Origin of the sequence: Streptomyces sp. NPDC005774 (assembly GCF_042871645.1) — a bacterium.
In the GTDB taxonomy this organism is placed as follows: Bacteria; Actinomycetota; Actinomycetes; order Streptomycetales; family Streptomycetaceae; genus Streptomyces; species Streptomyces pratens.
Map to the genome: position 1 here is coordinate 21,965 of NZ_JBIAIV010000009.1, position 25,157 is coordinate 47,121.

Sequence of the window (25,157 nt, forward strand, 5' to 3'; positions counted from 1 at the left end):
ACCCGTGCGGCACACATCACCCCATAGGATCCCCAACTCTCCTACCGCTTTACCTCGTTCCTACTTCCGTTACACAACCGACGGACAGCCGAGGGCAGGCCGCAGGCTGCTTCGCACAGTGCCGTGACAACGCCTCCGTACCTTCATTCCCATGCCCCGCACGCAGCACACGGCGCACAGGGGCGCAATCACCACGGATCACAGCAGGGGGACCGGACCGCACGGGCGGGCCGGTACGGGGAGCGGAAGGCGGTTCACCATGGCGCAGGGCGAGGTGCTCGGGTTCGAGGAGTACGTCCGTACCCGGCAGGACGCGCTGCTGCGCAGCGCCCGCCGTCTGGTGCCCGACCCCGTCGACGCACAGGACCTGCTGCAGACCGCGCTGGCCCGGACGTACGGCCGCTGGGACGGGATCGCCGACAAACGGCTGGCCGACGCCTACCTTCGCCGCGTCATGATCAACACCCGGACCGAGTGGTGGCGTGCCCGCAGGCTGGAGGAGGTGCCCACCGAGCAGCTCCCTGACGCCTGTGTGAACGACGCCACAGAACAGCACGCCGACCGCGCCCTCCTGATGGACGTACTGAAGGTGCTCGCCCCGAAGCAGCGCAGCGTGGTGGTGCTGCGACACTGGGAGCAGATGTCCACGGAGGAGACGGCCGCCGCACTCGGCATGTCGGCCGGAACGGTCAAGAGCACGCTGCACCGGGCCCTCGCCCGGCTCCGCGAGGAGCTGGAGGCCCGCGAGCTGGACGCACGCGCGCTGGAGCGTGAGGAGCGGGAGCGTTGCGCGGCCTGACCGACGCGGGACCCGTGCGGGTCCGGAGAAACGCCCGGGCGGCGACCACGGCGACGTCCGTGCTCGTCGCCCTCGCCCTTTTCCTCACCGCCTGCGGCAGGGGCGGCACCGGCGCCCGCGACGAGGGCCCTGCGCACGCGGACTCGGTGGCGAGTCCCCCCACGTCCACGGAGACCGGCTCGAAAGCGCCGGTCTCGGCTGCCGGCCGGGTGGACGCTGTGCGGCTGGTCAAGGACGATCCCATCGTCTCGGCCGAGGTCAAGCGGCTGCTGAGGCCGTGCGTCGCCGACGAGTACCCCCTGGACGTGAGCTACGGGAACGTTACCGACGGGACCGCGGACGATATCGTCATCAACGTGCTGACCTGCGGAGACGCGGTGGGCGTCGGCTCGTACGTGTACCGCGACCAGGGCGGTGCGTACGTGAACGTGTTCAAGACCGAGGAGCCCCCCGTGTACGCGGAGATCGACCGCGGGGACCTGGTGGTGACGATGCAGGTGTACGACCGGGGCGACCCGGTGTCGAGTCCGTCGGGCGAGAACGTGATCACCTACCGCTGGACCGCCGGCCGGTTCACCGAGGAGTTCCGCACCCACAACGAGTACGGCAAGGTGTCCGGCACGGAGCCGACCCCTATGCCCGACAGCTGAGATCCGGAACCCGGGGCCCTGGACACAGGGGCCCGGAACCCGGGCCGGGGCCTTGAAGGGTGGGGCCCGCACCACGTTTCCTGGCGCGTGGCGTGAACCGGCGGGCCGCGTGGTCCGATGAGGGGATGAACCCTCCGCGCGGTTCCCGCGTCTGCCCGGTGGGCGGGGTGGAACGCTCCCACCGACCCGAGAGCGTACGAGAACCGAAAGCCGAGAGCCGAGAACCGAGAGCTGAGAGCTGAGAGACCGGGATGACAGACCAGACCCATGTCCTGTTCGTCGAGGACGACGACGTCATCCGTGAGGCCACCCAACTCGCCCTGGAGCGGGATGGCTTCGCGGTCACCGCGATGCCCGACGGGCTGTCGGGCCTGGAGGCTTTCCGCGCCGACCGGCCGGACATCGCCCTCCTCGACGTCATGGTGCCCGGCCTCGACGGCGTCAGCCTGTGCCGGAGCATCCGAGACGAGTCGATGGTGCCGGTGATCATGCTGTCGGCGCGCGCGGACGCCATCGACGTGGTGCTGGGCCTGGAGGCGGGCGCCGACGACTACGTGACCAAGCCGTTCGACGGAGCCGTCCTGGTCGCACGCATCCGCGCGGTCCTGCGCCGCTTCGCCCGGGCGAACGGCGGCCGGGAGGAAGCGGAGGCCGTGGCCCCCACCGGCGCGCTGGCCTTCGGTGAACTGGAGATCGACACCGTGGGCATGGAGGTGCGGCGGGCCGGGACGCCGGTGGCACTGACACCGACCGAGATGCGGCTGCTGCTGGAGTTCTCCTCGGCGCCGGGCACCGTCCTCTCCCGCGACCGGCTGCTCGAACGTGTGTGGGAGTACGGGTGGGGCGGCGACACCCGCGTCGTCGACGTCCATGTGCAGCGGTTGCGCGGGAAGATCGGCCAGGACCGCATCGAGACGGTCCGCGGCTTCGGCTACAAACTGAAGGCCTGAGCACGGACATGCGGCGGTACGTCGGGCGCCTGGTGAGCGCGGGAACACAGGGGGATTTCGGGAGAGGGGCTGCCGGGAGACCGGCGAGCGCCGGCGCCCGGGAGGGATTCGGGCCGTCTGCGGGCGCCGGCGCGCGGGGCAGGTTCGGGCGGCTGGTGAGCGCGGGGCTCGAACGGGCGGGTGTGCTCACCGGGCTGAGATGGAAGCTCAGCGCGGCCATCGCCCTGGTCGGTGCGCTGGTGGCGGTCGCGCTGAGCCTGGTCGTGCACAACGCGGCCCGGGTGTCGATGCTGGACAACGCGCGCGACCTCGCCGACGAACGCGTCGTGATCGCCCAGCGCAACTACGAGCTGTCGGGGCGGCTGAACTTCCCCAACACCAAGGTCGACGACCCCGACCTGCCGGCGGAGCTGCGGGCGAAGGTCGAGGAGGGCAGGCGGGCGACCTATGTGGCGAACCGGGCGGACGGGACGCCGGACATCTGGGCGGCCGTACCGCTGAAGAACGGCCATGTCATGTCCCTGCACTCGGGCTTCACGGACCGCAGCTCGAACATCCTCAAGGACCTCGACCAGGCCCTGGTGATCGGCTCCATCGCCGTCGTCCTGGGCGGCAGCGCGCTCGGGGTGCTGATCGGCGGGCATCTGTCCCGCCGACTGCGCAAGGCGGCGATCGCGGCCAACCGGGTTGCCAAGGGGGAGACGGAGGTCCGGGTGCGGGAGGCCATCGGCGGGGTCGTCCGGGACGAGACCGACGATCTGGCCAGCGCGGTGGACGCGATGGCGGACGCGCTGCGCCAGCGGCTGGAGGCCGAACGCCGGGTCACCGCCGACATCGCGCACGAACTGCGCACCCCGGTCACCGGTCTGCTGACCGCCGCCGAACTACTGCCGCCGGGCCGGCCGACCGAGCTGGTGCTGGACCGGGCGAAGGCCATGCGCACCCTGGTCGAGGACGTCCTGGAGGTGGCCCGGCTGGACGGCGCCTCGGAACGGGCCGAGCTGCAGGACATCCTGCTGGGTGAGTTCGTCGCCCGACGGGTCGCGGCGAGGCGCGAGGCCAGGGCCCGCGAGCCCGGCCTGATCCGGACGGGAGGGCCTGGGGACCCGGACGTCACGGTGCGCGTGGTGCGCGAGTCGGAGGTCACCACCGATCCGCGGCGCCTGGAACGCGTGCTGTTCAACCTGCTGGCCAACGCCGCCCGGCACGGCAGGCCGCCCATCGAGGTCTCCGTCGAGGGGCGGGTCGTCCGGGTCCGCGACCACGGGCCCGGCTTCCCCGCGGTCCTGCTCGCCGAGGGGCCGAGCCGTTTTCGCACCGGCAGCGCGGACCGGGCCGGCCGCGGTCACGGCCTGGGCCTGACCATCGCGGCCGGGCAGGCCCGGGTCCTGGGCGCGCGGCTGACCTTCCGCAACATACGGCCGGCCGGCGTGTCCGAGGACTCGCCGACCGAGGGGGCGGTCGCCGTGCTGTGGCTGCCGGAGCACGCACCGACGAACACGGGTAGTTACCCGATGCTTCCGTAGGGTGGCAGGCCGAGGAGACCCGGGGCCGGGATGTTTCCCCGGACCGGAGTCCTCAGAACTGCACGCCCTTGCCGCGCAGGAACTTGACCGGGTCGATCGCGGAACCGTAGTTCGCGCCGGTCCGGATCTCGAAGTGCAGGTGGGGGCCGCTGGAGTTGCCGGTGTTGCCGGACAGGGCGATCTTCTGGCCGGCCTTGACGACCTGGCCGGGCTGCACGTTCACCTGGGAGAGGTGGGCGTACTGGGAGTACGCCCCGTTGCCGTGGTTGATGACCACGGCGTTGCCGTAGGCCGGGCCGTCGCCGGCGCCGTTGCCGCCCGCCTTGACGACCGTGCCGCCGTGCGTGGCCATGACCTTGGTGCCGTTCGGCACCGCGAAGTCCTGCCCGCTGTGGGCGGACTGCCACATGCCGCCGGCCTGGGCGTAGGTCGCGGAGATCGTGTACTGCTCCACCGGGTCGACCCAGGACGCCTTCTTCTTGGCGGGCTGAGCCGGCTTCTTGGCCTTCTCGGCCTTCTTCACCTCGGTGGCCTTCTTCGCCTCGGCGGTCTTCTTCGCCTCGGTGGCCTTCTTCGCCTCGACGGTCTTGGCCTCCGCAGCCTTGGCCTGGGCGTTCGCCTGAGCCTGCACGGCCTTGGCGGTGTTGCCGGCGGCGGCCGTGGTGTCGGCGGCGGCCGCGATCCCGGCTCCCACGACGGCCGTGACTCCCATGCCGGCGGCCAGAACGGCCGCACGGGTGCGGAGGTGGGACGTGAGGAAGGAACGGGGCGTGACGCGCTGGGACATCTGAACCTCGTAAGGAAGGGAGCAGGGGAAAGCCACCGGGCGAACTGGTCCCCGCCGCAGTGGCCATTCCTTGGTAACCCCTTCACCCACAAAGCCACAAGAAGGTGGATCTACTACCCAAGTTCGTACTTCTGGAGTGAGATGGACGTCTCTTGACATCAAGCCCGCACCGGACGAAAGCCCCATTTAAGGCCGATCGATCAGAGGCTTACGTCAAATATCCGTTTCGCATTTCAGCGTTTCGCTACTATTCATGCTCGTAACGGACAAAACGGCTGTGCAGCATGTCACCAAGAGGCGGGTTCAGCCATTCCATAAATGTGGCGTGCGCCTCTCTGGCCACCTACCGCTTGGTAACCCTACGGTTCACCTCGCGTCACCCTCGAAGACGAACATGCACACGACACATCGGCAGCGTGACGAGCCCGAGAGGACCCCCACCACATGAGAAGCCGACGCTCCTGGCTGCGCCGCGCATCGGTCACCGCCGTCTCCACCGCGGCCCTGGTGGCCCTGGCCGCCCCCGCCCAGGCAGCGACCGCCCCCGGTACCCCCGCAACGGCCACGACGGCCGACGTGACGGCTACGGCAGCCGCCGCGGCCGTCGACTACGACACCTGGCAGCGGGACTGCCAGGCGGTCATGAACCAGGCCCTGCCGCAGCTGACGCAGCGGATCGCGAACCCGCGGCCGGGCGAGAAGCAGGCGATCGTCCTCGACATCGACAACACCGCTCTGGAGTCCGACTTCGGATTCAAGTTCCCGGCACCGGCCAACGAGCCGGTCCTGGAGGTCGCGCAGTACGCCCAGGAGCGCGGGGTCTCGGTGTTCTTCGTGACTGCCCGGCCGGGCATCGTCGAGGCCTTCACCGAGTACAACCTCGACCACGCCGGATACGAGTCCGCCGGACTGTACGTCCGCGGCTTCCTCGACCTGTTCCGGAACGTGGCCGAGTACAAGACGGCCCAGCGCGTCGACATCGAGTCGAAGGGCTACACGATCATCGCCAACATCGGCAACAACACCACCGACCTGTCGGGCGGCCACGCCGAGAAGACCTACAAGCTGCCGGACTACGACGGCCGGCTCTCCTGACCCGGCCCCGGGCAGCCGAAAGGGGCCGGTGCCCTTCCCGGGCACCGGCCCCTTTCGGCTGCCGTGACGCTTACGCGTCCTTGCTGAGGTTCGGACCGGCTCCGCCGGCCGCCTGCTCGATCGGCGGAACGTCGGGCAGGGCCGACTTCTCCTCACCACGGAAGGTGAAGATCGTGCTCTCGCCCTCGCCCTCGATGTCCACGACCACGATGTGGCCGGGGCGCAGCTCGCCGAAGAGGATCTTCTCCGACAGCGAGTCCTCGATCTCGCGCTGGATGGTCCGGCGCAGCGGCCGGGCGCCCAGCACGGGGTCGTAGCCCCTCTTGGAGAGGAGCTCCTTGGCGGGCTGGGAGAGCTCGATGCCCATGTCCCGGTCCTTGAGGCGCTCGTCCACCTTCTCGATCATCAGGTCGACGATCTCGAGGATGTCCTCCTGGGTCAGCTGCGGGAACACGACCACGTCGTCGACACGGTTGAGGAACTCGGGACGGAAGTGCTGCTTGAGCTCGTCCTGGACCTTGTTCTTCATGCGCTCGTAGTTGGTCTTCTTGTCGCCCGCGGCGGCGAAGCCCAGGTTGAAGCCCTTGGAGATGTCCCGGGTGCCGAGGTTGGTCGTCATGATGATGACCGTGTTCTTGAAGTCCACGACCCGGCCCTGGGAGTCGGTCAGGCGACCGTCCTCCAGGATCTGCAACAGCGAGTTGAAGATGTCCGGGTGGGCCTTCTCGACCTCGTCGAAGAGGACGACCGAGAACGGCTTGCGGCGCACCTTCTCCGTCAGCTGACCGCCCTCCTCGTAGCCCACGTAACCGGGGGGCGAACCGAAGAGACGCGAGACCGTGTGCTTCTCGCTGAACTCCGACATGTCGAGGGAGATCAGTGCGTCCTCGTCACCGAACAGGAACTCGGCGAGGGCCTTGGACAGCTCGGTCTTACCCACACCGGACGGACCGGCGAAGATGAACGAACCACCGGGACGCTTCGGGTCCTTCAGACCGGCACGCGTACGGCGGATGGCCTTCGACAGCGCCTTGACGGCGTCCTTCTGGCCGATGACCCGCTTGTGGAGCTCGTCCTCCATGCGCAGCAGACGCGAGGACTCCTCCTCGGTCAGCTTGAAGACCGGGATGCCGGTGGCCGTCGCGAGGACCTCGGCGATCAGGTCGCCGTCGACCTCGGCGACGACGTCCATGTCGCCGGCCTTCCACTCCTTCTCGCGCTTGGCCTTGGCAGAGAGGAGCTGCTTCTCCTTGTCGCGCAGGGAGGCGGCCTTCTCGAAGTCCTGCGAGTCGATCGCGGACTCCTTGTCCCGGCGGACGCCGGCGATCTTCTCGTCGAACTCGCGCAGGTCCGGCGGCGCGGTCATCCGGCGGATGCGCATCCTCGAGCCGGCCTCGTCGATCAGGTCGATCGCCTTGTCCGGGAGGAAGCGGTCCGAGATGTACCGGTCGGCCAGGGTGGCGGCCTGCACCAGCGCCTCGTCGGTGATCGAGACGCGGTGGTGCGCCTCGTACCGGTCGCGCAGACCCTTGAGGATCTCGATGGTGTGCGGCAGGGACGGCTCGGCGACCTGGATCGGCTGGAAACGGCGCTCGAGGGCCGCGTCCTTCTCCAGGTGCTTGCGGTACTCGTCCAGCGTGGTCGCGCCGATCGTCTGCAGCTCACCGCGGGCCAGCATCGGCTTCAGGATGGAGGCCGCGTCGATGGCGCCCTCGGCGGCACCCGCACCGACCAGCGTGTGCAGCTCGTCGATGAACAGGATGATGTCGCCGCGGGTGCGGATCTCCTTGAGCACCTTCTTCAGGCGCTCCTCGAAGTCACCGCGGTAGCGGGAGCCGGCGACCAGGGCACCGAGGTCCAGGGTGTAGAGGTGCTTGTCCTTGAGGGTCTCGGGCACCTCGCCCTTGACGATGGCCTGAGCGAGGCCCTCGACGACGGCGGTCTTGCCGACGCCGGGCTCACCGATCAGCACCGGGTTGTTCTTGGTGCGGCGGGACAGCACCTGCATGACCCGCTCGATCTCCTTCTCGCGCCCGATGACCGGGTCGAGCTTGGACTCACGAGCGGCCTGGGTGAGGTTCCGGCCGAACTGGTCGAGGACCAGGGACGTGGAGGGGGTGCCCTCGGCAGGACCGCCGGCGGTGGCGGTCTCCTTGCCCTGGTAACCGGAGAGCAGCTGGATGACCTGCTGCCGCACCCGGTTCAGATCTGCGCCCAGCTTGACCAGGACCTGGGCGGCGACGCCCTCGCCCTCACGGATCAGGCCGAGCAGGATGTGCTCCGTGCCGATGTAGTTGTGACCCAGCTGCAGCGCCTCGCGGAGCGACAGCTCGAGGACCTTCTTGGCACGGGGAGTGAAGGGGATGTGACCCGACGGGGCCTGCTGGCCCTGCCCGATGATCTCCTCCACCTGCTGACGGACCGCCTCGAGCGAAATCCCGAGGCTCTCAAGGGCCTTGGCGGCGACACCCTCACCCTCATGGATCAGGCCCAGGAGAATGTGCTCGGTGCCGATGTAGTTGTGGTTGAGCATCCGGGCTTCTTCCTGAGCCAGGACGACAACCCGCCGCGCGCGGTCGGTGAACCTCTCGAACATCGTTAATCGCTCCTCAGAGCGGTCAGGCAGTGGGGGGAACTTCCCCTCCCTGTCCTTCCGCAGCTTAGTCCCGCAAGCGGGGACCGCTCATTCCAACTGCCGACACCGTCGATGGCCTCCTGACCCCGAACGCCGACATCTGCTTCAACCCGATGGTGCGAGACGATGTTCCCGCAGGCCAGGCAGTTACCCCCATCTCCAGTACGCCGATGGCGAACGCGAGATGTGCCGCCCTGCGTGTCGCCCTCTCCCACTAGGGATGTCTTACCCGCTGCCACCGACAGTCCATGCCAAGGGCGGGGGTCCCCTCCGCTACGGGCGAACAGCCTTGCGCCTCCCCGGGCTCCCTCACGCCCCCCTGTTCGACACACTGTGCATATGCAGGAGCACCCAGCGTAACCCGAACGGCCTTCCGGCAGTTGCGCTTGCATGGCCGGCACCGTCCCATCCGTCATCGCGGGCCCCTCGGTCCCTGCGCACCGTTCCGTCAGCGCGGCCGACGGGGCCCCGGGCTCTCGCAGACCCCTCGGTCCACCCGATCCGGCCGGGGCGGACGAGCCGAGTGCTCCGGGCAGCCCGGATGATCCGGTCCGGCACTGGTACGAGAACGAACAAGGGTGGCCGACGGTGCCCGGCTCTCCGGTACGCCTGTCGGTGGGGATGCGCTTCGACGTCCTGGACGTCCCCGCCGAGGCGGGCCGTGCGGCGTTGGAGCGCCTGGGGCGCCCGGAGCCTCCGGAACGTTCTGGGGGCTCCCGGCGGGCCGGACACGCTGCCGGGTGGTTTCCGGTGGCCCTGCAGGGCGGCCGGATGCGGCTGCTGGTGGCCGCGGGCAGCGCGGAGGAACTGCCGGGGCTGCTCGCCTGGCTGGAGTGGGGCACGCTGACCCTCGATCTGGCCGCGATCGGCACGGGCGGCCTCATCGACGCTCCGCCGCCCCCTGGGGCCGCCGGCCATGATGCTGTCCGGCCGTTCTCCCCGGGAAGCGCCGGTTCGCAGGGGGCCGCCGTATGGCTGCGGCCCCCCGAGCCGGGGCGCGAGGTCGAGGTCTCGCTGCCGACGCTGTCGGCGACGGGGACCCGTGGGGACGCCCCCGATCTCGTACGGCTGGTGAACACGGTGGCCACGCAGTGCCACCGGGTCCGGATCCTGCGCGCCTGCGGCCGGCCGCAGGTCGGGATGCGCGTGGCGGGGCGGGCCGACGGTCAGCCGTTGGCCTGCTCGTAGGCCTCGCGGATGGCCGCGGGGACACGGCCGCGGTCATTGACCTCGTGGCCGTTCGCCTTCGCCCAGGCGCGGATCGCCGCGGTGTCCTGGTTGCCGCCGGAACCGGCACGCGCCTTTCCACGCCCTCCCGAAGCACGGCCTCCCGTGCGACGGCCGCCCTTCACGTAAGGCTCGAGAAGGCCACGGAGCTTGTCCGCATTGGCAGTGGTGAGATCGATCTCGTATGTCTTGCCGTCCAACGCGAACGTCACGGTCTCGTCCGCTTCGACGCCGTCGAGGTCGTCGACAAGAAGGACCTGAACCTTCTGTGCCACCGGATTTCCTTTCATCGATAACGTCAGGGCCCGGGTGTACCGGCTTCCGCCGTATCGCCGTCCCCTGTTATATGCACTACTGCAGTACGTCGGAAAGCAAACCGCTTTTGCCGGAAAAACACAAACCCCGGGGACGGACCCACTGGCGCACACAGCCCGGAAACGTGCGCGTTTCGGACATAGGGAACCGGCAAGGCCCACGACACGGAAGCAGTACGGAATATGCCTTGACGTGGCACACCGAGACCTCCGCCGCAAGGCGTCGGGTGCGGAACGCCGACGATCACAGATGCAGAAGCATCCGGCTGTTGCCCAGAGTGTTCGGTTTCACGCGTTCGAGACCGAGGAACTCCGCGACACCTTCGTCATAGGAACGCAGCAGCTCGGCGTACACATCGGTGTCGACGGGCGTCTCACCGATCTCCACGAAGCCGTGCTTGCCGAAGAACTCGACTTCGAAGGTCAGACAGAAAACACGGCGAACACCGAGCCAGCGGGCAGTCTGCAGCAACTTCTCCATCAAGTGATGCCCCACACCGGCGCCCTTCAGTCCGGGCTTCACAGCGAGAGTACGGACTTCCGCGAGGTCTTCCCACATCACGTGCAGTGCGCCGCAGCCGACGACCTCCCCGTCGTCGCTCCGTTCCGCGATCCAGAACTCCTGGATCGCCTCGTAAAGAGTCACCGTTGCTTTGTCGAGCAGGATGCCCTTGCGGACGTAGGCGTCGAGGAGGTGGCGCACGGCGGAGACATCGCTGGTGCGGGCCCGCCGGACGGTGATGGCTTTTGCGGTGACATCCGGGCTGTCTGCTGACATGAGCGGACGCTATCGCCTGCGCGGACCCTCGCCCGCGGCGGGGTTCTCGACAGAGGGTTCCGCGGGCGGGGTCTGTTCGGGCGATCCTGCTTCTTCGGCCGAACCGGCTTGTTCCGCCGGCCGGCGTTGTTCCCCGGTTTCCGGAAGCTGTGCAACCCGTACGGCATCCGTGAGGGCCTGACGCTGTTCCTCGCTCATCATGCCGAAGAAGGCGACGAGTGCGGCGGCGGCGTTGTCGCTCTGCGACCATGCCTCGTTCATCAGCGCGGCAGCGTACGCGGCGCGGGTGGAGACCGCTTCATATCGATAGGCCCGGCCTTCCGCCTGACGACGCACCCAGCCCTTCTGATGGAGATTGTCCAGAACGGTCATCACCGTGGTGTACGCGATGGACCGTTCCTTCTGTAGATCTTCAAGGACTTCCCTGACGGTCACCGGGCGGTTCCACTTCCACACCCGCGTCATGACCGTGTCTTCGAGTTCTCCCAGGGGGCGAGGCACACATCAGACAATAGTGCGCAATCACCCCCACGGCGTCCCGAACATATAGAAGGATCTTCGATCGTGAACAAAAACGGCGTACGACTCGCACTCGAGTCGTACGCCGGGGCCGTCTCCCGTGCCGCTCGCGGCCGGCGGGGCGGCGGGGCGGATCAGACGTCGGTCTTGGCGGTGGCCTGGCGGGTGGCCTCCGCGCGGGCGAGGGCCGCGTCCACGGCGGCGTCCTCCTTGGTCTTGTTGGCGCCACCCTGGGTCTTCACGATCACCCGGATCACACCGATGAAGAGGACGGCCATGACGACCGGGGGCAGGAGCGCGGAGACGTAGTCCATGGGTCCAGGGTAGCGAGAGCGGCCCGGCGGACGGCCGAGCGGGGGCGAATGTGCGGCGGCTGCGCGGGCGCGGTGGGGGGCGCGGCGACGATTCAGCCCGCGGCGAGTCGCCGGCCCTGCGGGGGCCGGGCGGGCTTGCGGCGGGGGAAGACCTCTCCCGGGGTGGGAACGGGGCGGCCGGGTTTCGGTGCGCCGGGAGCAGGGGCGGCGGGTTCGGGCCGGGGGGCGGACGGCTTGTGCTCCGGCTCCTTCTCGGAGTCCTCGGCGGCCTGGCCGCCCGGCAGGGCGAGGAGGCGGGGACGGGAGGCGGGGACGACGGACAGGGGGCCCTTGGACAGCGGAGCGGCGGACGGGACGCCGGGCGGGGAGCCGGTGGCGGCCGCGCGGACCGTGCGGCCTGCGAGGCGGGCCCGTACGTCCTGTTCGGCCAGTAGCCGGCAGCGGTCCAGGAGGGCGGCGGCGGTGGGGTTGCCGCGCAGCGCCCGGAGGGCGGCGAGGTCGTCGGCGTCGGGGCGGTAGCCGGCCCCCAGCGCCTCCTCCAGGAGCGTGAGGTAGCCGGCGACGGTGCCGGGGAGGGCGGCGCGGTAGCGACCGAGGTCGGCCACCAGGAAGGCGCGCAGGCGGGAACTCTCCCGCGTCGCCTCGTCGAGGGAATCGGCGAGGCGAAGGCAGTCCTGGACGTCTTCGGCCGAGGCGGACGTGGGGTGCAGGGCGAGGGCGAGGGCGAGGCGGAGCACACGTAGCTCCTCCGTGCCGAACGCCATGCCGCCGCGGGATCCGTAGGGCGTGGGCATGCGGCGACGATACGCGCTAATCGGACAAATAGCGCATAGCGCACGGGTGTGGCGTGCGGGTACGGTGCCCGGGTCCACCCGGGTGGGGGCCGGCCCGGCGGAGGGCCGGCCCGGCGGGCGTCCCGGCGAGGAGCGGGTGCCGCTCGACGAGGGCCGCCCGGTGCCGCAGGGTGCGGGCTCACGGAGCCCAAAACGGCCGGGGGAACCGACCGACGGCATCCGATCCGCGAGGGGCCCGGCCCGCTCCACGAAGCGTACGGGCCGGGCAGCTCCCGTACGGCTCCGGGACCTGCCCGTGGCCCGCGGGCAGGTCCCGGAGCGCCGCGTCCGGGGCGGGCCACGGGAGCGCCGCATCCGGGATGCGCTACATCCGCGACACGTTCCGTTCGTAGACCAGGCGCAGGCCGATCAGGGTCAGCCACGGCTCGTGCTCGTCGATGACCGCGCTCTCGCCCAGAACCGTCGGCGCGAGTCCGCCGGTCGCGATGACGGTCACCTCCTCGGGATCGTCGGAGAGCTCGCGGGCCATCCGGCGGACGACGCCGTCGACCTGGCCGGCGAAGCCGTAGACGATGCCGGACTGCATCGCCTCGACCGTGTTCTTGCCGATCACGCTCCGGGGCCGGGCCACCTCGATCTTGCGGAGCTGTGCGCCGCGGACGCCGAGCGCCTCGACGGAGATCTCGATGCCGGGGGCGATGACGCCGCCGACGTACTCCCCGCGCGCGCTGACCGCGTCGAAGGTGGTGGCGGTGCCGAAGTCGACGACGATGGCCGGCCCGCCGTAGAGATCGACGGCGGCGACCGCGTTGATGATGCGGTCCGCGCCGACCTCCTTGGGGTTGTCGGTGAGGATCGGCACGCCGGTCTTGACGCCCGGCTCGACCAGGACCGCGGGGACGTCACCGTAGTAGCGGCGGGTCACCTCACGGAGTTCGTGCAGGACGGAGGGAACGGTCGCGCAGATGGCGATGCCGTCGATGCCGTCGCCCAGTTCGTCGCCGAGCAGGGGGTGCATGCCCATCAGGCCCTGGAGGAGAACGGCGAGCTCGTCGGCGGTGCGGCGCGCGTCCGTGGAGATCCGCCAGTGTTCGACGATGTCCTGGCCGTCGAACAGGCCCAGGGTGGTGTGCGTGTTGCCCACGTCGATCGTCAGCAGCATGGCAGGCCCCTATTCAGCCGCTCGCAGGTCCAGGCCGATGTCCAGGACCGGCGAGGAGTGGGTGAGTGCGCCCACGGCGAGGTAGTCGACCCCCGTGTCGGCGTACGCCTTGGCGTTTTCGAGGGTGAGCCGGCCGGACGCCTCCAGGGTGGCGCGGCCGGCGACGAGGGCCACCGCCTCCTCGCACTCGCCGGGGGTGAAGTTGTCCAGCAGGATCAGGTCGGCGCCCGCGTCCACGACCTCGCGGAGCTGGTGCAGGGTGTCGACCTCGACCTCGATCGGTACGTCGGGGAAGTGTTCCCGGACGGCCCGGAAGGCCTGGGCGACACCACCCGCGGCGACGACGTGGTTGTCCTTGACCAGGGCGGCGTCGGAGAGCGACATGCGGTGGTTGACGCCGCCGCCGCAGCGCACGGCGAACTTCTCCAGGGAGCGCAGGCCCGGGGTGGTCTTGCGGGTGTCGCGGACCTTGGCCTTCGTGCCGTCCAGGACGTCGGCCCACGCGCGCGTGGCCGTCGCGATGCCCGAGAGGCGGCACAGGATGTTCAGGGCGCTGCGTTCCGCCGTGAGGAGGTCGCGGGTGCGGGTGGTGACGGAGAGGAGCTTGTCGCCGGCTTCCACCCGGTCGCCGTCCTCCACGTGCCGTTCGACCTCGAACTCCGCCGTGCAGACCACCGAGACGACCGCCTCGGCGATCCTGAGGCCCGCCACGACACCCGCTTCCCGCGCGGTGAAGTCGGCGGTGGCGACGGCGTCCTCGGGGATGGTCGCGACCGTCGTCACGTCCACGCCGTGGGCGAGGTCCTCCTGGATGGCGACGTTGGCGATGTCCTCGACCTCCACCGGGTCCAGACCGGCATCGGTCAGGAGCTGCGCGAGCGCGGGGTCGAGGCCGCACTCCAGGTAGGTCTCGTCGTAGTTCTCGTCGCTGTCCGCGCCGCAGGCGCAGCCGTCGCCGCAGCCACCGGACGGGGCGAGGGGAAGGTCTGGGGTGGTCACTGCTGTCACTGCTCCTGGGGCCTGGTGCGGGAGGGTCGGGGGGCCTGGACGTCAGGGAAGTCCGACATCGGGGAGGCCGGGACATCGGGGAGGGTCGGGGGGAAGTCTGTGGTGCCGGTGGTGTGCGTCGCCAGCGTGCGGTCCGGATTCAGCCGTACGACGATGTGGCGGCGCCAGGCGGTGTCGTCGCGCTCGGGCCGGTCCTCGCGCCAGTGGCAGCCCCGGGTCTCCTCGCGACGCAGCGCGGCGGCGACCAGGACGCGGGCGACGCACAGGAGGTTGGTCGCCTCCCAGGTGTCGACTCCGGGCTCGGCTGTCTTGCCCTGCTCGTCGAGGGCGTCGCGGGCATCGGCGTGCAGCCGCTGGAGCGCCTCGGCGGCCCGCTCGAGGGAGGCGGCGGAACGCAGGACACCGGCTCCCCCCGTCATGATCCGCTGGATGGTGAAACGGGCCTCCGCGGGGAGGAGGGGGTGCCCGGGGCGCTCGGCGGGCGGGAGGGGCTGCGGCGTACGCGTGTGGAGGACATTCCCGGTCCGGCTCCCGGCGATGTCGGCGGCGATGCGCTCGGCGTAGACCAGGCCTTCCAGGAGCGAGTTGGAGGCGAGCCGGTTGGCTCCGTGCACGCCGGTGCAGGCGACCTCCCCGCAGGCGTAGAGCCCGGGGACGGTGGTGCGGCCGTGGAAGTCGGTACGGACGCCGCCGGAGGCGTAGTGGGCGGCGGGGGCGACCGGGACGGGCTCGGTGACCGGGTCGATGCCGTGGGTACGGCAGGCGGCGAGGATCGTCGGGAAGCGGTGTTCCCACATGTCGGCGCCGAAGTGCCGGGCGTCGAGGTACATGTGCTGGGCGTCCAGCTCCCGCATCCGGCGCATGATGCCCTTGGCGACGATGTCCCGCGGGGCCAGCTCGGCGAGCTCGTGCTGCCCCACCATGAAGCGCACGCCGTCGGCGTCGACCAGGTGGGCGCCCTCGCCTCGGACCGCCTCGGAGACCAGGGGCTGCTGGCCCTCCGCGTCCGGGCCGAGGAACAGGACGGTCGGGTGGAACTGCACGAACTCGAGGTCGCTGACCTCGGCACCCGCGCGCAGGGCCAGTGCCACCCCGTCGCCGGTCGAGACGGAGGGGTTCGTGGTCGCGCTGAAGACCTGGCCCATGCCACCGGTCGCCAGCACCACCGCAGGGGCGTGCACGGCCCCCACGCCGTCGTGCTGGCCCTCCCCCATGACGTGCAGGGTCACACCCGCGCTGCGCCCCTCGGCGTCCGTCAGCAGATCCAGGACGAGCGCGTTCTCGATCGTGCGCAGTCCCGCCCGTCGCCCGCCACCGCCCTTGCCCGGGAACGCTTCGCGCTCGCCCCTCCTGACCGCGCGTACGGCTTCCACCAGCGCGCGGGAGATCTCAGCGCCGGTGGCGTCCCCGCCCGCGTGCGCGATGCGCCGGCGGTGGTGGCCGCCCTCGCGGGTGAGTTCCAGGCTGCCCTCCTCGGACTCGTCGAAGTGGGCGCCGGTGGCGATGAGACGGCGTACCGCGTCGGGGCCCTCGGTGACGAGGATGCGGACCGCCTCCTCGTCGCACAGCCCCGCGCCGGCGACCAGGGTGTCGTCCCGGTGCTGCTCGGGGGTGTCTCCGTCGCCGAGGGCCGCGGCGATGCCGCCCTGGGCCCATCGGGTGGAGCCGTCGTCGAGCCGGGCCTTGGTGACGACGACGGTGGCCAGTCCGGCGGCCTCGCAGCGCAGCGCGGCTGTCAGCCCGGCCACGCCGGAGCCGACGACCACGACGTCCGCCTTGATGGACCATCCTGGCGCGGGAGCGTGCAGTCGTATGCCGGTGCTGGTCACGAGGCGGCTCCGAGGGTGCCGAAGGTCAGGGGGAGGTTGTCGATCAGGCGGGTCGTGCCGACCCGGGCGGCCACGACGAGCACGGCCTCGCCGGTGAAGTCGTCGCCGATCTCGGTGAAGTCCGAGGGGTCGACCAGGGCCAGGTAGTCCGGCGTGAGCGGCGGGGTGAGGCGGGCGGCCCCGTCGAGGACCTGGCGGGCGGCGGCGCGGACGGCCTCGGGCCCGCCCGCCGTGGCGACGGCGTGCGCGTCGGCCGCCGCGCGGGACTCCCCGAGCGCGTTCAGCGCCTCGACGCGTGCGTGCGTGGCGGGCACTTCGCGGGCCCGCGCGCGCAGCGCCTCCTGCGCGGCGTGCCGGTCCCGGCCGGCGAACAGGGCGCCGGACAGGGCGAGGGCGGTGCGCCGCTCAGCGGCGGAGAGATAGCGGTTGCGGCTGGAGAGGGCCAGTCCGTCGGGCTCGCGGACGGTGGGGACGCCGACGATGTCGACGCCGAAGTTCAGGTCGCGGACCATACGGCGGATCAGCGCGAGCTGCTGGGCGTCCTTCTGGCCGTACAGGGCGATGTCGGGGCGGGTGAGGTGCAGCAGCTTGGCGACGACGGTGAGCACACCGTCGAAGTGGCCGGGGCGGGCGGCACCCTCCAGGCGTTCGCCCATGGGTCCGGCGCTGATGCGGACCTGGGGCTCGCCGCCCGGGTAGACCTCGTCGACCGACGGGGCGAGGACCACGTCGGCACCAGCCCGCCCGGCGAGCTCGAGGTCGGCGTCCAGGGTGCGCGGATACCGGTCGAGGTCCTCGCCCTCGCCGAACTGCAGCGGGTTGACGAAGACGGTGACCACGACCTCGCCCCCGGCGCCCGCGAGGTCGCGCGCGGCGCGGATCAGGGTGGCGTGGCCCTCGTGCAGGGCACCCATGGTCATCACCGTGGCTCGGCGGCCCGCCCGCGCGCGTGCGTGCAGGTCGGCCGCGGTGCGCAGCAGGGTGGTGGTCATCGGGGGTCCCCTTCGTCTTCGCCGCCTTGATCGCCCTGGTCACCGGGATCGCCGGGGTTTCCCCGGGCTCCCCGGTCGCCCTGGTCGCCCTGGTTTCCTTGACCACCCGGGCTCGTCGTCCCGTCGGCGAGTACCCCGAGGAGGTCCTCGGCGAGCTCCGGCTTCAGCAGGCCATGGGCGAGGGCGCGGTCGGCGGTCGCGCGCGCCATCGCCAGATAGCCGGCGACAGTCTGCGGGGCGTGCCGGCGCAGCTCGGCGACATGGGCGGAGACGGTGCCGGCGTCACCGCGCGCGACGGGGCCGGTGAGGGCCGCGTCGCCGGAGCGCAGGGCGTTGTCCAGGGCTGCGCCGAGCAGGGGACCGAGCATCCGGTCAGGGGCCTCGACCCCGGCGGTGCGCAGCAGCTCCAGGGACTGGGCGACCAGGGTGACCAGATGGTTGGCGCCCAGGGCGAGGGCCGCGTGGTAGAGCGGGCGGTTCTCCTCGGCGATCCACTCCGGTTCGCCGCCCATCTCGATCACGAGGGCCTCGGCGGCCAGCCGCAGCTCCTCGGGCGCGGTGACGCCGAAGGAGCATCCGGCGAGCCGCTGCACGTCCACGGGCGTGCCGGTGAACGTCATCGCCGGGTGCAGGGCCAGCGGCAGCGCACCGGCCCGCAGAGCGGGGTCCAGCACCTTCGCGCCGTACCGCCCGGAGGTGTGCACGAGGAGCTGTCCCGGCCGTACCGCACCCGTCTCGGCGAGCCCGGCCACCAGTTCGGGCAGCGCGTCGTCCGGAACGGTCAGCAGCACCAGTTCGGCCCGCTCCAGCACCTCGGCGGGCGCGACCACCGGCACGTCGGGCAGCAGCTGCTCGGCACGCCTCCGGGAGGCGGCCGAGACGGCGGACACGGCCACCGGACGGTGTCCGGCGAGCTGCAGGGACGCGGCCAGGGCCGGTCCGACGCGCCCGGCGCCGACCACACCGACGCTGAGCCGCGCGGGGCGGTCCCTGGGATCCGGCTGTGGGCTTGTGTTCACGCGACGACGGCCTTCCCGTTCCAGTCCGCTCGGGGTACCGGACGATTTTTCGTCATGTTAACGCGAAACGCGGCCGGTTCCCCGGCGCACAGTGGTCCGCAGGGTGTGGGTTCCGCGGGGTGTGGGTTCCGCGGGGAAAACCCGGTGCCCGCGCGCGTCCGTACGCGGGATGATCCCGGCATGGGTGATACGGCGGAGAACGGCACGGGGACACAGGACGGGGACGGGCGGCAGAACGGGGCGGAACCGGACCCGGACCAGGGGCCGGACCAGGACCAGGGGCCGGACCAGGAGGCGGATCAGGAACAGGAGGCGGATCAGGAACAGGGCCAAAAGCTCCGCGCGCGGCGGATCGCCGCCTGGCGCAGCGCCCCGCGCGCGCTCGCGCGCCTCGGCTTCCTCGGCCCTCTTCGGGAGCGGCTGGCCCTGCTGGACGCGGCGGCGAGCGTGTACGACCTGGACGAGACGGCCGACCTCTACGGCAACGGCGTCGTCGAGGCGCTGGAGGAACGGGTCGCCGGACTCCTGGGCACCGAGGCCGCCGCGTTCTTCCCGACCGGGACGATGGCCCAGCAGGTGGCCCTGCGCTGCTGGGCGGGCCGTACCGGCAGCCCGGTGGTCGCGCTGCACGGGCTCAGCCACCCCGAGGTGCACGAACGGAACGCGTTCAGCCGGGTCAGCGGCCTGCGTCCGGTGCGGGTGACCGACGAACCCCGGATGCCGACCGCCGCCGAGGTGCGGGACTTCGACGAGCCCTTCGGCGCGCTGATGCTGGAGCTCCCCCTCCGGGACGCCGGTTTCGTGCTGCCCACCTGGGAGGAGCTGACCGAGGTGGTGGACGCCGCGCGGGAACGCGAGGCCGTGGTCCACTTCGACGGGGCCCGGCTGTGGGAGTGCACGGTGCACTTCGGCCGTCCGCTGGAGGAGATCGCCTCCCTGGCGGACAGCGTCTACGTGTCGTTCTACAAGTCCCTCGACGGCTTCGGCGGCGCGGCGCTCGCCGGTCCGGCGACGTTGGTGGAGGAGGCCAAGGCCTGGCGGCACCGGTACGGAGGCAATGTCTTCCAGCAGTTCCCGACCGCCCTGGCGGCGCTGATCGGCCTGGAGCACGAGCTGCCCCGGCTGCCCGAGTACGTCACCCACGCGCGCGTGGTGGCCGCCGCCCTGCGCGAGGGGCTGGCGGAAGCCGGGGTGCCGTGGGCGCGCGTCCACCCCGAGGTGCCGCACACCCACGACTTCCAGGTGTGGTTGCCGTACGAGGCCGATGTCCTGGCCGAGACGGCCGTCCGGGCGGCCGAGGAGACGGGGGCCGCGCTGTTCGCCAACCACTGGGACCCCAAGGGGCCGGGTCTGGCCTTCACCGAGGTGTACGTGCGTGCGGCGGGCCTGGAGTGGACGGCCGACGACGTACGGGCCGCGGCCGCGGACTTCGTACGACGGCTGCCGGAAGCGAAGGCGTAGCCGAAGGAACAGGCGAAGGCCCGCAGAGGCTCGGGATGTCGCGGGCGCAGCGGCTCCCGATTGACGACAGCCGTCAATCGGGGGGCGCTGTCGGCGGCGGGGTGCACGATGAGGGCATGAGTGTGCGCATCGACATCTCGGGGCTGCGGGCGACGGGGGTGCCCCCTGCCCGGGCGGAACCGGGAGCCTGGAGGAGGATCGCCGCCGTACCGTCCCCGCTGGCCGAGCTCGGCATGGCGCTGCACGCCCTGTCCGAGCCGGCCCACCACCCAGAACTCCAGAGCTGGGTGACGGGCGTGACCGCGCGCCTGGACCCGCACCTGGCGGACCGGATGTGCGAGGCGGACTTCCTGTGGCGTATGACGTTCTCGGACCTGTTCCTGGCGTGCGCGGGCGTCCCCGGCGGCGTGCTTCCCGGCACGGACCTCGCCGAAGAACTGGAACTGCTGGACAAACTGTCGGACGAGCAGTTCGTGGCCGCCGCGCTGGAGTTCACCTGCGCGTTCCCCTACGACAAGCCGGGCCCCGGGCCGCTCACCGACGCGAGGATGCGCCACCGGGCCCTGGAACTGGCGGCTGCACGAGGGCCCAGGCAGGTGCGGTTCGCGCAAGGGCTGCTGGCCGATCCTCCCCGGATCCGGGCCTGGCTTCGGGAGTTCCTCCAGGACTGCGACGCGGCGTTCTTCGCCGAGACCTGGGCCCGGCTGCGTCATCAGCTCGCCGCCGACACCCGGCTCAAGACGGACCTGCTGCGGCACAAAGGGCCGGCCGAGGCACTGGCCGCGGTGTCCCCGGCGGTCACCGTCGACCTGGAGGCCGGCCTGATCACGGTCGACAAACTCGGTGACACCCGTACGGCCACGGCCGACGGCGGTCTGTTGCTGATCCCGACGAGCCTGGGCCGGCCGCACCTGATGGTTCTGCACCGCTACGGCTGGCGGCCGGTGCTGCACTACCCGGTCGGCTCCCCCGAGCTCGCCGCGCCGCCGACGGTCGAGCAGCTGGCCCTGCGGATGACGGCGCTGTCCCATCCCGTCCGCATGCGGTTGTGCCGTCACCTCGCGCGCAGCGCGTACACCACCGGTGAGCTGGCCCAGGTGCACGGCATGACAGCCCCGGAGATATCCCGGCACCTGGGCGTGCTGAAGAAGGCGGGGCTGCTCACCACACGTCGCCGCGGCCGGTACGTACTGCACCAGCTGGACGTGACGGTCGTGGCTCGGCTCGGCAGCGACTTCCTGGAGGGCATCCTGCGCTGACGGCGGCCCCGTACACCGGCCGACCGGTGCGGATCGGCCGAAGCCGATGTTGCGGAGGGGAGGGGAGCGGAGGGGAGCGGGCGAAGGAGACAGGGCGAAGAGGATCAGTCGAAGCGGATGTGGCGGATGCCGACGCCTGCCTGCCGCAGCCGGGTCCGCAGCGGGCCCTCGTGGTTGGGGCGCAGGGTCAGGCCGGCCAGGACGGCGATGCGGTCCGCCGTCTTCGGGACGGTCGTGTGGTCGGTCCACAGGTGCTCGGCGAACTCCGGCTCGCCCAGGCGCTCCAGGCAGTGGTCGAGCCGCCGCACGGCCCAGCTCTCCCGGCGCAGGCCCGTGTTCTTCCCGCCGACGTACTTCAGGAGACGCCCGAAGCCGCGTTCGCGCAACCGCCGCAGCACCGTCTCGCGTTCGGCGAGGAGGGTGAAGTGGCTTACTTCGTGGCCGAGTTCGCGCAGGCGGCCGACGGTCTCGGCGAAGCAGCCCGGGTCGGTGACCGTCATGGGCGCGATCACGACGCCGTCGTGCCGGGTCAGCACGAGGTCGAGGACCTCGACGACACCCTGCCGCCAGGAGACCAGGTCCTGGAAGTCATCTATCAGCGGCCTCCGGCCGCGGGCCCCCCGGAGTTCCGGCGGGAGCATCCGGTGCAGGCCGAAGCCGACGTGCTCGGGGTCGCAGATGACGCTGCCGGGCAACCGGCGCCGTATCTCGTGTGCGGTCTGCGTCTTGCCGCCCCCGAAGGGACCGTTGATCCAGAGCAGCATGCGCAGACCCTACCGACGCGGGGACGCCCGGTCAGCCCCGTGCGCAAGGTCAGCCCTGTCCGCCGGCCCGTACCAGTCCCGTCTCGTAGGCGAGGACCACCACCTGCACCCGGTCCCGCAGCCCCAGTTTGGTCAGGATGCGGCCCACGTGCGTCTTCACGGTCGCCTCCGACAGCACCAGACGGGCCGCGATCTCGCCGTTGGACAGGCCCTGCGCGACCAGCACCATGACCTCCCGCTCCCGCCCTGTGAGCCGCTCCAGTTCCTTGTGCTGGGGCTGCGCGGTGGTGCTCGGCAGCATGGGTGCGAAGCGGTCCAGGAGCCGGCGGGTGGTGGACGGGGCGACCACGGCGTCGCCGCTGTGCACCGCGCGGATCGCGGCGAGCAGTTCGCCGGGCGGCACGTCCTTGAGCATGAAGCCGGAGGCGCCCGCCTTCAGCCCGGAGAAGGCGTACTCGTCGAGGTCGAACGTGGTCAGGATCAGCACCTTCGGCGGGTCGGTGTCCGCGCAGATCCGGCGGGTCGTCTCCACCCCGTCCAGCTTCGGCATCCGGACGTCCATGAGCACCACGTCGACGGCGGTGGACCGCAGCACCTGGAGGGCCTCCACGCCGTCGCCCGCCTCCGCCACGACCTCCATGTCCGGCTGGGCGGCGAGCACCATCCGGAATCCGGTGCGCAGCAGTACTTGGTCGTCGACGAGCATCACGCGGATCGCCATCGGGGCCTCTTCCCTCATCCAGAAGGTGTTACAGGTGTCAATAAAGGGCGTGCGCAAGCATGGGGACGTCAAGCGGGTTTGAGGGGCAACAGGACACTGATACGGAACCCTCCGCCCGGCCTCGGACCCGCGTCCAGGGTGCCGCCGACCATACCGACCCGCTCGCGCATCCCGATCAGACCGTGCCCCTGGCCGTCGAACCCGCCCTCCTCGTACAGCTCGTGCGGGGCGCCCTTGCCGTCGTCCTCGATGAGCAGGCCGAGACCGTCGTCGAAGTACACCAGGCGCACGCTGGCGCCCGTGTTGGGCCCACCGTGCTTGCGGGTGTTGGTGAGCGCCTCCTGCACGATGCGGTACGCGGTGAGTTCGAGGCCGCTGGGCAGGGGACGCGGGGTGCCCTCGATCTTGAAGTCCACCGGCAGCCCGGATTCCCGGCACTGCTCGACGAGATCCTCGATCTGCCGTACGTCGGGCTGCGGCACGTACTCCCCGGCCTCCTGATGCTCGCCGGTACGCAGCACGCCGAGCAGGCGGCGCATCTCGGCGAGCGCCTGCCGGCCGGTGGAGGAGATCGTCTCCAGGGCGTTCTTCGCCTGGTCGGGCGCCACGTCGAGGACGTAGGCGGCGCCGTCCGCCTGCACCACCATCACCGACACGTTGTGCGCGACGACGTCGTGCAGTTCGCGCGCGATGCGGGCGCGCTCGGCGGCGACCGCGACCTTCGACTGTGCCTCGCGCTCCTTCTCGAGCCGCGCGGCACGCTCCTCGAGCTGGGCGAAGTAGGCACGCCGGGTGCGCATGGAGTCGCCGAGCACCCAGGCGAGGACGAAGGGCACGGTCAGGAATATCACCATGGCGATGTTGCCCGCCGCGCTCACGTCCTCGATCGGCCAGCGCGCCTGCGCCACCGGTGCCGCGCACAGGCCGGCGCCGAGCGCGAGCCGGGAGGCCCAGCGGGCGCCGATGGTGGCGACCGTGTAGACGATCACCAGCATGGCGAAGTCCGCGGGCAGGACCGTCACGTCGAGGACCACCTGGAGCAGGCCCACCACGACGGCCAGGACCAGCATCCGCTCCGGCATCCGGCGGCGCAGCGCGACGACCAGCGACAGCAGCAGCATGACCGGTACGGCCAGGGCCGTCGGCGGGGTCCCGTGGCCCTCCTCGACGGGCGCTCCGCTGATCAACGAAATCCCGAACAGGACCACGGCCCAGAAGCCGTCGACCCATGCCGGGTGCCTGCGGAGAAAATCGTAGAGGCGCTGCACGTGACCCAGCGTAGGGAAGCGAAATGCGTGCAGGGGTCAACCGGAGGGCCGATCCCCGGTCCGCACGTGTACTCCGCAAGGTGGAGGCCCGGCACCTCCCCGGACGTAACCTGGGCCGATGACGACGGCGGCAGTGGCGGCGGCGAGCCGGTGACACCGGTGACGGCGGCGGCGAGCGGGTGGCACCGGTGACGGCGGGGGCGGAAGGCCACCCGCGCGGGTGGCGGGCGGCGACCCGGGCGGCTCTGTACGGGCCGGACGGGTTCTACCGCGGGCCGGAGGGCCCCGCCGGACACTTCCGTACGTCGGTGCACGCCTCCCCGCTGTTCGCGGGGGCCGTGGCGCGTCTGCTGTGCCGGGTCGACGAGACGCTGGGCCGGCCCGCGGTGCTCGACTTCGTGGACATGGCGGCGGGCCGGGGGGAACTGGCCGCCGGTGTGCTCGCCGCGCTGCCCGCCGACGTGGCGGTACGCACGCGTGCGTACGCCGTCGAACTCGCCGGCCGTCCCGGCGGTCTCGACCGACGGGTCGAGTGGCGGGCCGAGCCCCCGGAGCGGGCCACGGGGCTGCTGTTCGCCAACGAGTGGCTGGACAACGTGCCCCTGGAGGTCGCCGAGGCCGACCCGGAGGGCGTCCCTCGGCTGGTCCTGGTGGACGACGACGGAACGGAACGGCTCGGACCGCCGGTCACCGGCCCGGAGGCGGAGTGGCTGGCACGGTGGTGGCCCCTCATGGACGAGCAGCCCCTCACGGGCGAGCGGCCCGTGACCGACGGCGGAGAGACCACGGAGGGGGAGGCCACTGCGGGAGCCGCGAGCGGAGCGGGACTGCGGGCGGAGATCGGGCTGCCCCGGGACCTGGCCTGGGCGTCGGCGGTCGGGACACTCGCGCGAGGGCTCGCGGTCGCCGTGGACTACGCGCACACGGCGACCGCGCGCCCGCCGTTCGGGACGCTCACGGGCTTCCGGAAGGGGAGGGAGACGACACCCGTACCGGACGGGTCGTGCGACATCACCGCGCACGTCGCCCTGGACGCCTGCGCGGCGGCCTGCGCACTCCCCGGCGCCCGCCTGCTCCCCCAGCGTGCCGCCCTGCGCGCCCTGGGCCTCACCGGCTCGCGCCCCCCGCTCACCCTCGCGTCCACCGACCCCGCCGGCTACGTACGGGCCCTGGCGGCCGCCTCGGAGGCCGCCGAACTCGTCGCGCCGGGCGGGCTCGGCGGCTTCGGGTGGCTGCTGCAGCCGGTGGGGATCCCGGACGTGCTCGCGGGCGCCGCCTGAGGCGGC

24 protein-coding genes are annotated in these 25,157 nt (G+C 71.5%); 9 read left to right on the forward strand and 15 right to left on the reverse strand.

Annotation, left to right across the window (positions count from 1 at the left end):
• Positions 1-259: 259 nt before the first annotated feature.
• From ACFYQA_RS10950 to cseC, 4 genes are all read left to right on the forward strand, one after another.
• Positions 260-799 (forward strand): SigE family RNA polymerase sigma factor, encoded by a 540-nt coding sequence (locus ACFYQA_RS10950; protein WP_388914705.1) that lies wholly within the window; start codon positions 260-262, stop codon positions 797-799.
• The gene (locus ACFYQA_RS10955) at positions 787-1,449 is read left to right on the forward strand and encodes a hypothetical protein (protein WP_388914708.1); all 663 of its coding nucleotides are present in this window, start codon (positions 787-789) and stop codon (positions 1,447-1,449) included. The genes ACFYQA_RS10950 and ACFYQA_RS10955 overlap by 13 nt, the downstream gene beginning before the upstream one ends.
• A gap of 251 nt (positions 1,450-1,700) precedes the next feature.
• On the forward strand, positions 1,701-2,399 hold the full coding sequence (cseB, locus tag ACFYQA_RS10960; RefSeq protein WP_332429686.1) for a two-component system response regulator CseB: 699 nt from the start codon (positions 1,701-1,703) through the stop codon (positions 2,397-2,399).
• Positions 2,288-3,925: a two-component system sensor histidine kinase CseC gene (gene cseC / locus ACFYQA_RS10965; protein WP_388914711.1), complete on the forward strand. Its 1,638-nt coding sequence runs from the start codon at positions 2,288-2,290 to the stop codon at positions 3,923-3,925. Before cseB ends, cseC begins: the two co-directional genes overlap by 112 nt.
• A 52-nt stretch (positions 3,926-3,977) precedes the next feature.
• Here cseC and ACFYQA_RS10970 read toward each other — a convergent pair whose 3' ends face one another.
• Positions 3,978-4,712 (reverse strand): M23 family metallopeptidase, encoded by a 735-nt coding sequence (locus ACFYQA_RS10970; RefSeq protein ID WP_388914714.1) that lies wholly within the window; start codon positions 4,710-4,712, stop codon positions 3,978-3,980.
• Positions 4,713-5,156: 444 nt separating this feature from the next.
• Here ACFYQA_RS10970 and ACFYQA_RS10975 point away from each other — a divergent pair, with 444 nt between their 5' ends.
• The gene (locus ACFYQA_RS10975) at positions 5,157-5,807 is read left to right on the forward strand and encodes an HAD family acid phosphatase (protein WP_388914717.1); all 651 of its coding nucleotides are present in this window, start codon (positions 5,157-5,159) and stop codon (positions 5,805-5,807) included.
• A 70-nt stretch (positions 5,808-5,877) separates the two neighbouring features.
• Here ACFYQA_RS10975 and ACFYQA_RS10980 read toward each other — a convergent pair whose 3' ends face one another.
• Entirely contained in the window at positions 5,878-8,403 is a 2,526-nt protein-coding gene (locus ACFYQA_RS10980; RefSeq protein WP_386393511.1) for an ATP-dependent Clp protease ATP-binding subunit, read from the reverse strand.
• 429 nt (positions 8,404-8,832) lie between these two features.
• Here ACFYQA_RS10980 and ACFYQA_RS10985 point away from each other — a divergent pair, with 429 nt between their 5' ends.
• Positions 8,833-9,630, forward strand: coding sequence for an SCO3374 family protein (locus ACFYQA_RS10985; protein ID WP_388914720.1), 798 nt, complete (start codon positions 8,833-8,835; stop codon positions 9,628-9,630).
• Here ACFYQA_RS10985 and ACFYQA_RS10990 read toward each other — a convergent pair.
• The 10 genes from ACFYQA_RS10990 to ACFYQA_RS11035 all read right to left on the reverse strand — a co-directional run bounded on the left by ACFYQA_RS10990 (position 9,609) and on the right by ACFYQA_RS11035 (position 18,398).
• Positions 9,609-9,944, reverse strand: coding sequence for an Lsr2 family protein (locus ACFYQA_RS10990; RefSeq protein WP_388914723.1), 336 nt, complete (start codon positions 9,942-9,944; stop codon positions 9,609-9,611). The two genes, ACFYQA_RS10985 and ACFYQA_RS10990, sit on opposite strands and share 22 nt — an antisense overlap.
• A gap of 283 nt (positions 9,945-10,227) precedes the next feature.
• A complete protein-coding gene (locus ACFYQA_RS10995) occupies positions 10,228-10,761 on the reverse strand; it encodes an amino-acid N-acetyltransferase (RefSeq protein WP_388914726.1) in 534 nt (177 codons plus the stop codon).
• Between the two features lie 9 nt (positions 10,762-10,770).
• Positions 10,771-11,226 carry a BlaI/MecI/CopY family transcriptional regulator gene (locus ACFYQA_RS11000; protein WP_388914729.1) on the reverse strand — a complete coding sequence of 152 codons (456 nt, stop codon included), beginning with the start codon at positions 11,224-11,226 and terminating at the stop codon, positions 10,771-10,773.
• A gap of 188 nt (positions 11,227-11,414) precedes the next feature.
• Complete coding sequence (locus tag ACFYQA_RS11005; RefSeq protein ID WP_386422068.1) at positions 11,415-11,594, reverse strand: hypothetical protein; 180 nt, start codon at positions 11,592-11,594, stop codon at positions 11,415-11,417.
• A 92-nt stretch (positions 11,595-11,686) separates the two neighbouring features.
• Complete coding sequence (locus tag ACFYQA_RS11010; RefSeq protein WP_386393598.1) at positions 11,687-12,358, reverse strand: hypothetical protein; 672 nt, start codon at positions 12,356-12,358, stop codon at positions 11,687-11,689.
• A 394-nt stretch (positions 12,359-12,752) separates the two neighbouring features.
• Positions 12,753-13,550, reverse strand: coding sequence for a type III pantothenate kinase (locus ACFYQA_RS11015; protein WP_388914732.1), 798 nt, complete (start codon positions 13,548-13,550; stop codon positions 12,753-12,755).
• 9 nt (positions 13,551-13,559) lie between these two features.
• On the reverse strand, positions 13,560-14,549 hold the full coding sequence (nadC, locus tag ACFYQA_RS11020; protein ID WP_388914735.1) for a carboxylating nicotinate-nucleotide diphosphorylase: 990 nt from the start codon (positions 14,547-14,549) through the stop codon (positions 13,560-13,562).
• 5 nt (positions 14,550-14,554) lie between these two features.
• Positions 14,555-16,387: an L-aspartate oxidase gene (locus ACFYQA_RS11025; RefSeq protein WP_388914738.1), complete on the reverse strand. Its 1,833-nt coding sequence runs from the start codon at positions 16,385-16,387 to the stop codon at positions 14,555-14,557.
• Positions 16,384-17,379 (reverse strand): pantoate--beta-alanine ligase, encoded by a 996-nt coding sequence (panC, locus tag ACFYQA_RS11030; RefSeq protein ID WP_388914741.1) that lies wholly within the window; start codon positions 17,377-17,379, stop codon positions 16,384-16,386. The genes ACFYQA_RS11025 and panC overlap by 4 nt, the downstream gene beginning before the upstream one ends.
• Positions 17,376-18,398 carry a Rossmann-like and DUF2520 domain-containing protein gene (locus ACFYQA_RS11035; protein ID WP_388914744.1) on the reverse strand — a complete coding sequence of 341 codons (1,023 nt, stop codon included), beginning with the start codon at positions 18,396-18,398 and terminating at the stop codon, positions 17,376-17,378. Before ACFYQA_RS11035 ends, panC begins: the two co-directional genes overlap by 4 nt.
• A gap of 180 nt (positions 18,399-18,578) precedes the next feature.
• On the opposite strand from ACFYQA_RS11035, the gene ACFYQA_RS11040 reads away from it, so the two are divergent.
• Both ACFYQA_RS11040 and ACFYQA_RS11045 read left to right on the forward strand, forming a co-directional pair.
• Positions 18,579-19,859, forward strand: a complete 1,281-nt coding sequence (locus tag ACFYQA_RS11040) for a threonine aldolase family protein (protein ID WP_388914747.1) — start codon at positions 18,579-18,581, stop codon at positions 19,857-19,859.
• 116 nt (positions 19,860-19,975) lie between these two features.
• Positions 19,976-21,118, forward strand: coding sequence for a DUF5937 family protein (locus ACFYQA_RS11045; protein ID WP_388914750.1), 1,143 nt, complete (start codon positions 19,976-19,978; stop codon positions 21,116-21,118).
• Positions 21,119-21,222: 104 nt separating this feature from the next.
• Here ACFYQA_RS11045 and ACFYQA_RS11050 read toward each other — a convergent pair whose 3' ends face one another.
• The 3 genes from ACFYQA_RS11050 to ACFYQA_RS11060 all read right to left on the reverse strand — a co-directional run bounded on the left by ACFYQA_RS11050 (position 21,223) and on the right by ACFYQA_RS11060 (position 23,871).
• The gene (locus ACFYQA_RS11050; protein ID WP_388914753.1) at positions 21,223-21,882 is read right to left on the reverse strand and encodes an AAA family ATPase; all 660 of its coding nucleotides are present in this window, start codon (positions 21,880-21,882) and stop codon (positions 21,223-21,225) included.
• Positions 21,883-21,931: 49 nt separating this feature from the next.
• Positions 21,932-22,603, reverse strand: coding sequence for a response regulator transcription factor (locus ACFYQA_RS11055; RefSeq protein ID WP_332432934.1), 672 nt, complete (start codon positions 22,601-22,603; stop codon positions 21,932-21,934).
• Between the two features lie 68 nt (positions 22,604-22,671).
• Positions 22,672-23,871, reverse strand: a complete 1,200-nt coding sequence (locus ACFYQA_RS11060) for a sensor histidine kinase (protein WP_388914756.1) — start codon at positions 23,869-23,871, stop codon at positions 22,672-22,674.
• Positions 23,872-24,050: 179 nt separating this feature from the next.
• Between ACFYQA_RS11060 and ACFYQA_RS11065 the strand changes: the two genes are divergently transcribed.
• Positions 24,051-25,151, forward strand: coding sequence for an SAM-dependent methyltransferase (locus tag ACFYQA_RS11065; RefSeq protein ID WP_388914759.1), 1,101 nt, complete (start codon positions 24,051-24,053; stop codon positions 25,149-25,151).
• Positions 25,152-25,157 lie beyond the last annotated feature (6 nt).

Coding starts and splice junctions, on each gene's coding strand:
- ACFYQA_RS10950 (WP_388914705.1), top strand. CDS start 260: ATGGCGCAGGGCGAGGTGCTCGGGTTCGAGGAGTACGTCCGTACCCGG.
- panC (WP_388914741.1), bottom strand. CDS start 17,379: ATGACCACCACCCTGCTGCGCACCGCGGCCGACCTGCACGCACGCGCG.
- ACFYQA_RS10980 (WP_386393511.1), bottom strand. CDS start 8,403: ATGTTCGAGAGGTTCACCGACCGCGCGCGGCGGGTTGTCGTCCTGGCT.
- cseB (WP_332429686.1), top strand. CDS start 1,701: ATGACAGACCAGACCCATGTCCTGTTCGTCGAGGACGACGACGTCATC.
- ACFYQA_RS10970 (WP_388914714.1), bottom strand. CDS start 4,712: ATGTCCCAGCGCGTCACGCCCCGTTCCTTCCTCACGTCCCACCTCCGC.
- ACFYQA_RS11040 (WP_388914747.1), top strand. CDS start 18,579: ATGGGTGATACGGCGGAGAACGGCACGGGGACACAGGACGGGGACGGG.
- ACFYQA_RS11015 (WP_388914732.1), bottom strand. CDS start 13,550: ATGCTGCTGACGATCGACGTGGGCAACACGCACACCACCCTGGGCCTG.
- ACFYQA_RS11010 (WP_386393598.1), bottom strand. CDS start 12,358: ATGGCGTTCGGCACGGAGGAGCTACGTGTGCTCCGCCTCGCCCTCGCC.
- ACFYQA_RS11050 (WP_388914753.1), bottom strand. CDS start 21,882: ATGCTGCTCTGGATCAACGGTCCCTTCGGGGGCGGCAAGACGCAGACC.
- ACFYQA_RS11045 (WP_388914750.1), top strand. CDS start 19,976: ATGAGTGTGCGCATCGACATCTCGGGGCTGCGGGCGACGGGGGTGCCC.
- ACFYQA_RS11005 (WP_386422068.1), bottom strand. CDS start 11,594: ATGGACTACGTCTCCGCGCTCCTGCCCCCGGTCGTCATGGCCGTCCTC.
- ACFYQA_RS11000 (WP_388914729.1), bottom strand. CDS start 11,226: ATGACGCGGGTGTGGAAGTGGAACCGCCCGGTGACCGTCAGGGAAGTC.
- ACFYQA_RS10995 (WP_388914726.1), bottom strand. CDS start 10,761: ATGTCAGCAGACAGCCCGGATGTCACCGCAAAAGCCATCACCGTCCGG.
- ACFYQA_RS10975 (WP_388914717.1), top strand. CDS start 5,157: ATGAGAAGCCGACGCTCCTGGCTGCGCCGCGCATCGGTCACCGCCGTC.
- ACFYQA_RS11055 (WP_332432934.1), bottom strand. CDS start 22,603: ATGGCGATCCGCGTGATGCTCGTCGACGACCAAGTACTGCTGCGCACC.
- ACFYQA_RS10985 (WP_388914720.1), top strand. CDS start 8,833: ATGGCCGGCACCGTCCCATCCGTCATCGCGGGCCCCTCGGTCCCTGCG.